This window comes from Methylobacterium sp. WL6 (assembly GCF_008040095.1).
Lineage (GTDB): Bacteria > Pseudomonadota > Alphaproteobacteria > Rhizobiales > Beijerinckiaceae > Methylobacterium.
Window position 1 is genome coordinate 1 of sequence record NZ_VRVH01000167.1, and the last position, 9,706, is coordinate 9,706.

At 71.4% G+C, this 9,706-nt stretch carries 10 protein-coding genes, 1 other RNA gene and 1 pseudogene; 8 read left to right on the forward strand and 4 right to left on the reverse strand.

Annotated features, from left to right (window positions below):
- The 4 genes and pseudogenes from FV230_RS18780 to FV230_RS18795 all read right to left on the reverse strand — a co-directional run.
- Window positions 1-284: pseudogene (locus tag FV230_RS18780) on the reverse strand (SufS family cysteine desulfurase); the annotation flags it as partial.
- A complete protein-coding gene (locus FV230_RS31265; protein ID WP_147843478.1) occupies window positions 271-1,662 on the reverse strand; it encodes a family 2B encapsulin nanocompartment shell protein in 1,392 nt (463 codons plus the stop codon). The pseudogene FV230_RS18780 and the gene FV230_RS31265, both read right to left, overlap by 14 nt.
- A gap of 483 nt (window positions 1,663-2,145) precedes the next feature.
- The gene (gene cysE / locus FV230_RS18790; protein ID WP_187275552.1) at window positions 2,146-3,006 is read right to left on the reverse strand and encodes a serine O-acetyltransferase; all 861 of its coding nucleotides are present in this window, start codon (window positions 3,004-3,006) and stop codon (window positions 2,146-2,148) included.
- Window positions 3,007-3,034: 28 nt separating this feature from the next.
- On the reverse strand, window positions 3,035-3,232 hold the full coding sequence (locus FV230_RS18795) for a hypothetical protein (protein WP_147843484.1): 198 nt from the start codon (window positions 3,230-3,232) through the stop codon (window positions 3,035-3,037).
- 257 nt (window positions 3,233-3,489) lie between these two features.
- On the opposite strand from FV230_RS18795, the gene FV230_RS18800 reads away from it, so the two are divergent.
- The 8 genes from FV230_RS18800 to FV230_RS18835 all read left to right on the forward strand — a co-directional run.
- On the forward strand, window positions 3,490-3,915 hold the full coding sequence (locus FV230_RS18800; RefSeq protein WP_147843479.1) for a YeeE/YedE thiosulfate transporter family protein: 426 nt from the start codon (window positions 3,490-3,492) through the stop codon (window positions 3,913-3,915).
- Window positions 3,915-4,364: a YeeE/YedE family protein gene (locus FV230_RS18805; protein WP_147843485.1), complete on the forward strand. Its 450-nt coding sequence runs from the start codon at window positions 3,915-3,917 to the stop codon at window positions 4,362-4,364. The genes FV230_RS18800 and FV230_RS18805 overlap by 1 nt, the downstream gene beginning before the upstream one ends.
- Before the next feature lie 352 nt (window positions 4,365-4,716).
- Window positions 4,717-5,157, forward strand: coding sequence for a VOC family protein (locus tag FV230_RS18810; protein ID WP_147727343.1), 441 nt, complete (start codon window positions 4,717-4,719; stop codon window positions 5,155-5,157).
- Between the two features lie 44 nt (window positions 5,158-5,201).
- Window positions 5,202-5,610, forward strand: an RNA gene (rnpB, locus tag FV230_RS18815) — RNase P RNA component class A.
- A 522-nt stretch (window positions 5,611-6,132) separates the two neighbouring features.
- On the forward strand, window positions 6,133-7,179 hold the full coding sequence (gene rsmH, locus FV230_RS18820; protein ID WP_147843480.1) for a 16S rRNA (cytosine(1402)-N(4))-methyltransferase RsmH: 1,047 nt from the start codon (window positions 6,133-6,135) through the stop codon (window positions 7,177-7,179).
- Complete coding sequence (locus FV230_RS18825; protein ID WP_147843481.1) at window positions 7,176-7,592, forward strand: hypothetical protein; 417 nt, start codon at window positions 7,176-7,178, stop codon at window positions 7,590-7,592. The genes rsmH and FV230_RS18825 overlap by 4 nt, the downstream gene beginning before the upstream one ends.
- A gap of 77 nt (window positions 7,593-7,669) precedes the next feature.
- Window positions 7,670-9,514, forward strand: coding sequence for a penicillin-binding protein 2 (locus FV230_RS18830; RefSeq protein ID WP_246694919.1), 1,845 nt, complete (start codon window positions 7,670-7,672; stop codon window positions 9,512-9,514).
- A partial coding sequence (locus tag FV230_RS18835; protein WP_246694917.1) for a Mur ligase domain-containing protein occupies window positions 9,511-9,706 on the forward strand: 196 nt, incomplete at its 3' end. The genes FV230_RS18830 and FV230_RS18835, both read left to right, overlap by 4 nt.

Genomic DNA, 9,706 nt, shown 5'->3' on the forward strand with positions numbered 1-9,706 from the left:
CCCGACGAGGGGCCCGACGGCACCGAGGGGGTGCCGATCGCGGCACCCGGGAGCGACGGCTGCCCGGGGGCCTGGGGAAGGGTCTCCAGGCCTTGGGGACGCTGCGGCGACGCCGGCACGGCGGGGGCGAGCGGGGCGGAGGCCGCGTTGCCCTGGCCGTAGATCTCGCGGGCGAGGCGCCCGACGAGATCGGCATGGGCGAGGGAGCCGGCGGCATCGCCCGTCGCGCCCGTGGGGATGCCGATGGCGGAGATGCCCAAGACGCCGGCCTCAGGCGTAGTCATGGTAGTTGCCGAGCAGCACGTTATCGAGGCGGGCGATCGCGTCCTCGACCAGCACCGCGGCCGAGAAGTAGCGGGTGACGAGGTGCGAGGCGATCGAGTGGTCGTTGGTGCCCATGTAGCGCACCGACAGGCCCGGCTCGATCTCGCCGGTGACGCCCGACTTCTGCAGGCCGACGACGCCCTGCTCGCCCTCGCCGACGCGCAAGAGCAGGATCGAGGTGGTCTGGGCGCCGGTCGCCGGGTCGGTGTCGATCGGCAGCTTGTCGCTCGGCACCAGCGGCACGCCGCGCCAGGTCAGGAAGGGCGCGCCGAACAGGTGCACCACGACCGGCGGCACGCCGCGGCGGGTGGCCTCGCGGCCGAAGGCGGCGATGGCGCGGGGATGCGCCACGAAGAAGGAGGGCTTCTTCCAGACCAGGGTCAGAAGCTCGTCGAGATCGTCGGGCGTCGGCGGGCCGGAGCGCGTCGGGATGCGCTGGCGGCCGCCGACCTCGTTGAGCAGGCCGAACTCGGAGTTGTTGAGCAGCTCCCACTCCTCGCGCTCCTTCACGGCATCCACCGTCAGGCGGATCTGCTCGCGGAGCTGATCGATCTCGTTCGAGTAGAGATCGGTGACGCGGGTGTGGGTGTTGAGGATCGTCTGGATCGTCGAGAGGTGATACTCGCGCGGATCGATCTCGTAGTCGACGAAGGTCGTCGGCAGGCGCGGGGCGCCGGTGTGGACGGCCAGCAGCTCGATGCCCTGCTCGCCGTGGCTGTTGGTGTGCCCCTTCAGGCGGTCGCGCTCCTCGACGTACTGCGCGATGCGGTTCTTGACCGCGTCGTCGTCGAGGGCCGCGCGGTCGAGTGTGAGCAGGGTCACCGCCGAGAGCGCCTTGACGGCGGGCGCGGGCTGGCTGCCGCCGACCAGGGTCTCGTCGCCGAAGAAGTCGCCGCGGGTGGCGAGACCCGAGCGCAGCCGGTTCTTGTAGGGACCGGACAGCGAGAGCTCGACGGTGCCGTCGGCGACGATCGTCAGGCTGCGGTCGCCCGCGCCGCCCTCCGAGATCGTCTCGCCGGCATTGTGCCGGCTCTCGGTGAACCGGTCCGCCAGCGCGGCCAGCTCGGCATCGCCGAGGCGGCTGAACGGCGGCACCGCGCGCAGCGAAGCGGGGCTGATCGCGCGGCCCTTGCCGTCCGAGGCGAGGTCGATGCGGCCGGGCTTGGCCAGCACCACGGCGCGACGGTTCACGCGGTAGACGCCGCCGTCGACGTCGACGAAGGGCAGCAGCCGCAGGAGCCAGCGCGGGGTGTTGGCGAGGTTCTGGACCGACGTGACGGTCGCGGTCGATAGATTGCGTGCTGCCGATGCGCCCACGCTCTGCCCTTGTCCGCTCATCGTTCGTCGTCCCCGCTTGATTGTCGTTCGAGCCCGGGCACGTTGCTGTGCCGGCATGATGTATCGGCCGCAGCCATCCCGCATGAAGGGATGGCGCGTTCGGATGAAGCATCGAATGCTTGACGTCCACCCGCGACGACCTGCGTCGCGTCTTGGAACGTTCGTGGTCTAGCCTCGGCCGCGATATGCGGTCAATAGAACGATTTTCTTAATTTGCGATGTCTTGTAGAAATGCCGGCTATTGAATGCCGGCATGCTGAATTACGGTGCCGTGCAGTCGTGTTTCTGGAGAATGTACTTCTCCAAATGCCTCGTCCGGCGCGATGAAGGGCAAGCTCGTCCCACCGTCCGCTCGACCGTTCCGACGCCCGCGCGGGACGAGCGACCCTTCCCGTCGCCGAGACGAGCGAGACGAGCGAGACGGCGCAGCCGACGGCGCCTCCGATCGTGGCCGCGGGCCGGTCGCCTTCGCATCGGCCCGTGTCAGATCCCGTCCCCGAAGAACTGGTCCATGCTCTGGGCCGGCTCCTCGCTGCGCGGCAGCTTCGACACCACGCGCGCCGGCACCCCGGCGACCGTGGTGTGGGCCGGCACGTCGTGCAGCACGACCGCGGCCGCCGCGACGCGGGCGCCCTCGCCGACGCGGATGTTGCCGAGCACCTTGGCGCCGACGCTGAGCAGCACCCCGCGCTCGATCTTGGGATGGCGGTCGCCGCTTTCCTTGCCGTTGCCGCCGAGCGTCACGGATTGCAGGATCGAGACGTCGTCGGCGATCACCGTGGTCTCGCCGATCACCACCCCGGTGGCGTGATCGATGAACACGCCGGAGCCGATGCGCGCCGCCGGGTGGATGTCGGCGCCGAACACTTCCGAGATCCGGCTCTGTACGTGCAGCGCCAGCGTCGCCCGGCCCTGGTGCCAGAGCCAGTGCGCCACCCGGTAGCCCTCCAGCGCCGCCAGGCCCTTGTAGAACAGGAACGGGTCGAGATAGCGCCGGCAGGTCGGGTCGCGCTCGCGGATGGCGACGAGGTCGCGCACCGCGTGGGCGCCGGCATGCGGGTCGGCCTCGAAGGCGGCGAGGCAGAGGTCGCGCATCGCCAGCCGCGACAGGTCGCCGTCGCCGAGACGGTGCGCGAGCCGGTAGGCGAAGGCCTGCGCGATGCTGCGCTGGTCGAGGACGGTCGCCTGGATGATGCCGGCATAGAGCGGCTCCTTCACCAGCGCCGCCTCGGCCTCGGCGCGGACCTCCGCCCAGACCGCGTCGACGCTCGTGCTGCGGCTCGTCGTCCGCAGCGGTGCCTGCGGCAGGGAGGAACGCGCCTCGAGGATGGCTCCGAGGCTCATGCGGCGACCCGCGAGCGGATCGGCATCCTCACGCCGTCCGCTTCTCGAAGATATCCGGCAGGTAGCGATGCAGGGTCTCGTGGCCGTCGAACTTGACGTCGAGGGTGACCCGGGCCGCCTGCGCCTCGTCGTGCGTCTCGACCACGCGACCGAGGGCGTGGCGCCAGATGCCGAGCGCTTCGGCGACGTCGAGCCGGGCGAACACGACCTGATCGCCCTCGGCGATCGCGGCGGCCGCGCCGGTGCGATGCGCCCCCGCCCGCGGCGAACGAACCGGGGTCGGCGGCGCGAGGACGTCGTTGTCCTCCCAGGCGTCGAATTCGGAGATGCTTTGCGTCGCGGAAGCTCTGTCCAGCAGCATGATTATTCCGTTAAGTTGTTGACTTGATTAAATAATTGGTGATCCTGCGGGGGATTGCAAGCCTTGTTTCCGGCGACCCCGCGCGATACGCCGGCCGCCGCACGCGAAGGAGGACCGCCCGCATGACCAGCATCGATCTGTCCGCGCTCGCCGGCGGAGCGTTGATCGGCCTCTCGGTGGCGCTGCTGCTGCTGCTGAACGGCCGCATCGCCGGCATCAGCGGCCTCGTCGCCGGCCTCGGCACCGACCGGGGCGAGCGCCGGCGGGTGGATGCCGCCTTCGTCGCCGGCTTGCTGGTCGGGCCGCCGGCATTCGCCTGGCTCTCCGGCGCGTGGCCGGAGATGCGGATCGTCGCCTCGCTGCCGGCGCTCGTCGTCGCGGGCCTGCTCGTCGGGTTCGGCACGCGGCTCGGCTCGGGCTGCACCAGCGGCCACGGCGTCGCCGGCCTCGCCCGTCTGTCGCCGCGCTCGCTCGTGGCGGTGCTCACCTTCCTGTCGGCCGGGATGGCGACGGTGGCGGCGGCGCGCGCCTTCGGGGGGGCGTGGTGATCGGCCTCCGGCGCCTGCTGGCGGGGCTCGTGGCGGGCGTGATCTTCGGGGTCGGCCTGTCCGTGTCCGGCATGCTCGACCCGGTGCGGGTCCGCGGCTTCCTCGACGTCACGGGAGCCTGGGACCCGAGCCTGATGTTCGTGCTCGGCGGCGCGGTCGCCGTCTCGGCGCTCGGCTATCGCCTGTCCCGCCGGCTGCCGCGGCCGGTCCTCGCCGACGCCTTCCAGATCCCGACGAACCGCCGGATCGACGCGGCCCTCGTCGGCGGGTCGGCCGTGTTCGGGATCGGCTGGGGGCTCTCCGGCTTCTGCCCCGGGCCGGCGGTCGCGGCCCTCTCGACCGGGAGGCTGCCCGTCGCCGTCTTCGTCGCGGCGATGCTGGTCGGGATGGCCGCCCACCGCTTCGCGACGGCGCCGGGATCGAGAGCCGCCGCGGGGCCGACGCGATAAGATTCCGGCGCCCGCACGGTCCGCCCGCCGGACGATCGCGCCGCCAAGCCCTGACGGGATCCTGTGCGAAGCCGCCCCGAGGACGAAGAACGTCGCCGACGGGGCGGAGATCGACGGGGCTCTTCCCTCGAAGCCCTGCGGCCCGACGGGGATGCCGCCGCGTCGGCCGACGCGATCCAGGCGCGTGTCGCGATTCGTGACCGCGCCGAGGGTACGGCCTACCGGCCGCCCGATCGGGCGCTAGCTACCGCGGCGACCCGCCCGGCGCCGCGACCTTCGTCGGCTGCGCCGGGCGTCCCGCAGATCCGGCCGGGGAGGCGGGACGCCGCTCCGGCCCAACAGGATGCCGCCTATGGAATATTTGCACACGATGGTGCGCGTCGCCGATCTCGACACGGCGCTCGCGTTCTACGTCGACACCTTCGGATTGCAGGAGGTGCGCCGCATCGACAACGAGAAGGGCCGCTTCACGCTGGTCTTCCTCGCCGCCCCCGGCGACGCGGCCCGCGCCGAGACCACCAAGTCGCCCCTGGTGGAGCTGACCTACAACTGGGACCCGGAGACCTATTCCGGCGGGCGCAACTTCGGGCACCTGGCCTATCAGGTCGACGACATCTACGCCTTCTGCGCCCGGCTGAAGGACAAGGGCGTCACCATCAACCGGCCGCCGCGCGACGGCCACATGGCCTTCGTGAAGTCGCCGGACGGCATCTCGATCGAGATCCTGCAGAAGGGCGGCGCGAAGGAGCCGCAGGAGCCGTGGGCCTCGATGGAGAACACCGGCAGCTGGTAGCCCGCTTGACCCGGGCGGCCGATCCGGCCCACATCCGCGCCGGATCAGTCGGCCGGGCGGCCGCTCCGGGCGTCAGCCCGGGGAGGAAAGTCCGGGCTCCATGGAGAGACGGTGCCGGATAACGTCCGGCGGGGGCGACCCCAGGGACAGTGCCACAGAGAGCAGACCGCCCCGGGCCGCGAGGTCGCGGGGTCAGGGTGAAAGGGTGCGGTAAGAGCGCACCGCGGACGCGGCAACGCGGACGGCACGGCAAACCCCACCGGGAGCAAGACCGAATAGGGGCGGCGCGCCTCGCCTCGCGAGAGGCAGAGGCAGGCCCGCTCTCCAGGCCAGTCGCCCGGGTTGGTTGCTTGAGGCGGTCGGCAACGATCGTCCCAGAGGAATGGCCGCCACGTCCGGGTGCCTCGCGGCATCCGGGCCCTACAGAACCCGGCTTACAGGCCGGCTGATCCGCTCGCTCCCGGCCCGGCGCGTCGTTGGGAACCCCGGCTAAGCCGTTGATGGATCGTGCCGATCCTCGGGCGGCTGCGGGATCGTGGGGAATATATGCCCGCGCTGGGCGAAGCTGTGCGAAGCTTTCGCCGGCTGACGCTTCCACGTCGTCACTACAGTTGTCGATCGCAGCCCGAACCTCGGCCGACGCGACGAAAAATTGACCGTCGGTTAACCTTGTCGAGGTCAGATCGGACGTCCGCGATGCGGGTCTTCGCTTGCGTTGACGATCGTCAGAGGCCCATGGTACCCGCCAACATCTCGTCAACGGTGACTTCCGGATCGACGGACGCGCCCCGCGCCCAAGCGGGGATCGCCCGTGTGCGGGCCTTTGGCCGCCGCATCACCGGGACCGCCCAAACCGACCGCGCCGCGACGCAGCGGCCGGGTGCAGGCAGCCATGAGCCGAACCGTTCCCCCCGTCCACGGCGGGCTGCCTCGGCCGCGCGCGGCCCGGCGAACCTCCGCAGGCGGGGTGCCCCGATGACGCGCAAGCCCCTGGAGCCGGCCGGCGGACCGCACGTTCCGGTGCTGCTCGACGAGGTGCTGGCCGCTCTCGACCTGTGCGGGGCCGGGCTTGCGGTCGACGGCACCTTCGGCGCCGGCGGCTACACCCGCGCGATGCTCGCCGCCGATCCCGACCTGCGCGTGATCGGCATCGACCGCGACCCGTCGGCGATCGCCGGCGGCGCCGGCCTCGTCGCCGCCGCGAACGGGCGGCTCACCCTGGTTCCCGGACGGTTCGGCGCCCTCGACGCCCACCTCGCTGAGCTCGGCGAGGCGCAGGCCGATCGGATCGTGCTCGATATCGGCGTGTCGTCGATGCAGATCGACCAGCCCGAGCGCGGCTTCTCGTTCCGCAACGACGGCCCGCTCGACATGCGGATGGCCGCCACCGGCCTCAGCGCCGCCGACCTCGTCAACGAGGCCGAGGAGGCGGAGCTCGCCGACATCATCTACCATTACGGCGAGGAGCGGCGCTCGCGCGCGGTGGCCCGCACCATCATCGAGGCGCGCCGGCGCGGCCGGATCGAGACCACGGCGCAGCTCGCCGACCTCGTCGCCGGCGTCGTCCGCACCGAGCCCGGCAGCGGCATCCATCCGGCGACGCGCACGTTCCAGGGCCTGCGCATCGCGGTCAACGACGAGCTCGGCGAGCTGGTCCAGGCGCTGCACGCGGCCGAGCGGATGCTCGGGCCGGGCGGGCGGCTCGCGGTGGTGACCTTCCACTCGCTCGAGGACCGCATCGTCAAGCAGTTCTTCTCCGCCCGCAGCGGCCGCGCGGTCCAGGCCTCGCGCCACATGCCGAGCGCGCTGCCCGGCGGCGAGCCCGCCGCCGCCAAGAGCTTCAAGCCGGTGACCAAGGGACCGGTGCTGCCCTCCGATTCCGAGACCGCGCGCAACCCGCGCGCGCGCTCGGCCAAGCTGCGGGCCGCCGAGCGCACGGATGCACCCGTGCCGGCGCCGCTCGCCGCGATCCAGGCGCTCGCCGCGCTTCCCGAAGCCCCGCGCGGAGGCGCACGCCGGTGATCCGCCTGCTCAACCTGCTCGCCGTCGCCGGCCTCGTCGCCTCGGCGATCTACGCCTACTCGATCAAGTACGACACGCTCTACCAGGGCGGTCAGGTCTCGAAGCTGAAGAGCGGCCTGCATGCCGAGCGGCAGGCCATCGCCGTGCTGCGCGCCGAGTGGCAGCTCCTGACCCGGCCGGACCGGCTGCAGGCGGCGGTGGAGAAGCACCTCGCCCTGGAGCCGATCGGCACCGGCCATCTCGGGCGCCTCGCCGACCTGCCGGCCCGGCCCGAGCGCGGCGACGAGATCGGCCGCCTGCTCGCGGCCACTGCGACGCCGAAGGAGAAGGGGCCGGCCTCCGAGCCCCGCACCACCGGATCGATCACCCGCACCGTCGTCACGACCCGCACGCTGAACGCGGCCTCGAGGTAGTCCCCGTGTCCCAAGACGCTCACGACGCCGCACCCGAAGACGCCGCCCGCGATCCGCAGGCCGCCGACCCGCACGCGCTGCCCGACGACGCGGCCGGGCACGATCACGCCGCGCGCGAGCTTGAATCCGCGCCGCGTTCCCACGCCGTCGAGGAGCCGGTGCTCGAGACCGAGCCGCGGGTCCATCCGGGGATGCGCCTGTTCCGGGCGATGTTCCGCCTTGCGATCGAGCGCTCCTACACCCGCGTCGCGCTGGTCGGCCTCGCGTTCCTGGCGGTGTTCGGCGCGATCAGCGTGCGGCTCCTGTCGATCGCGATCTTCGGCGCGCCGCCGAGCCAGGAGCACCGGGTGGCGGCCGCCGCCACCACCGCGATCCGGCCCGACATCATCGACCGCAACGGCGAGATCCTCGCCACCGACATCCGCACCGTCTCGGTCTTCGCCGAGCCCGGCAACATCTACGACAAGGACGAGGCGGTCGAGCTGCTCACCGCCGTCCTGCCCGAGCTGAACGCCACGGAGCTGCGCGCCAAGCTCACCCAGAAGCCGGGCAAGAAGGGCGTCGGCTTCGTTTGGGTGAAGCGCGAGCTGACGCCGAAGCAGCAGGCCGAGGTCCACCGGCTCGGCATCCCCGGCATCGGCTTCCTGCCCGACCACAAGCGCGTCTACCCGAACGGGGTCGCCGCCGCCCACATCATCGGCGCGACGAACCTCGACAACATCGGCATCGCCGGGATGGAGAAGTACATCGACAACCAGGGCAACAAGGCCCTGAACGAGTTCGGCTTCGTCGCCAAGCAGACCGACCTCAAGCCGATCCAGCTCTCGGTCGACCTGCGCGCGCAGTTCGCGGTGCGCGACGAGCTGGCCAAGGGCATCGAGCACTTCAAGGCCAAGGCCGGCGCCTCGATGATCCTCGACGTCCAGACCGGCGAGGTGATCGCGCTGGTCTCGATGCCGGACTTCGACCCGAACAACCCGGTCGACGCCCTGTCCGACGACAAGATCAACCGCATGAACGTCGGCGTCTACGAGATGGGCTCGACCTTCAAGGCGATGACCCTCGCGATGGCACTCGAATCGGGCAAGTACAACGTCAACTCGACCTTCGACACCCGCGGCGGCGTGCTGAGCTGGGGCCGCCAGAAGATCCACGAGTATCACGGCACCAACCGCGTCATCACCATGCCGGAGGTGTTCACCCACTCGTCCAACATCGGCTCGGCCAAGATGGCGCTCGGCGTCGGCGTGCCCGGCCACAAGGCGTTCCTCAAGAAGATGGGCCTGCTCGACCGGATGCGGACCGAGCTGCCCGAGTCGGCCATGCCGATCATCCCGCCGCGCTGGACCGAGATCAACACCATCACCATCGCCTTCGGCCACGGCCTCGCGGTGGCGCCGATCCAGGCGACGGCGGCGGTGGCGGCGATCGCCAACGGCGGCTTCCTGATGACGCCGACCTTCCTCAAGACCGACGTCAAGGAGGCGATGGCGAAGGCGACGCAGGTGCTGAGCCCGCAGACCAGCGAGGCGATGCGCTTCATCATGCGACTCAACGCGACCGAAGGCTCGGCCAAGAAGGCGGCGATCCCGTACTACTTCGTCGGCGGCAAGACCGGCACCGCCGAGAAGGTGATCGGCGGGCGCTACAACAAGAACCGCCTGTTCACGACCTTCATGGCGGCCGCCCCGATGGACAAGCCGAAATACCTGTTCGTGACCATCATGGACGAGCCGCAGGGCCTGCCGGAGAGCGGCGGCTACGCCACCGCCGCCTGGAACTCCGGCGTCGTCACCGGCAAGGTGATCGAGCGCGTCGCGCCGATCCTCGGCCTGCCGCCGCAATTCGAGCCGCCGGCCAAGCCCTTCCCGCTGATGGTCAAGCTCAACGCCTACCACGCCAGCATGGTCGGCGGCCCGTGAGCGCGCCGACCCTGGGCACCCTGTTCCCGGATGCGGGAACGGGCGAAGCCGGCCGCCCGGTGGCCGGGCTGACCGCCGACAGCCGCAACGTGGTGCCGGGCGGCGTCTTCGTCGCGGTGCCGGGGACCCGGGCCGACGGGCGGCTGTTCGCGGCCAAGGCCGCGGCGGCCGGCGCCGTCGCCGTGGTCGGGG

What these genes read in the sequence shown, in the direction of transcription:
- FV230_RS18810 (WP_147727343.1), top strand. Translation starts at nt 4,717, where the DNA reads ATGGAATATTTGCACACGATGGTGCGCGTCGCCGATCTCGACACGGCG.
- rsmH (WP_147843480.1), top strand. Translation starts at nt 6,133, where the DNA reads ATGACGCGCAAGCCCCTGGAGCCGGCCGGCGGACCGCACGTTCCGGTG.
- FV230_RS18800 (WP_147843479.1), top strand. Translation starts at nt 3,490, where the DNA reads ATGACCAGCATCGATCTGTCCGCGCTCGCCGGCGGAGCGTTGATCGGC.
- cysE (WP_187275552.1), bottom strand. Translation starts at nt 3,006, where the DNA reads ATGAGCCTCGGAGCCATCCTCGAGGCGCGTTCCTCCCTGCCGCAGGCA.
- FV230_RS31265 (WP_147843478.1), bottom strand. Translation starts at nt 1,662, where the DNA reads ATGAGCGGACAAGGGCAGAGCGTGGGCGCATCGGCAGCACGCAATCTA.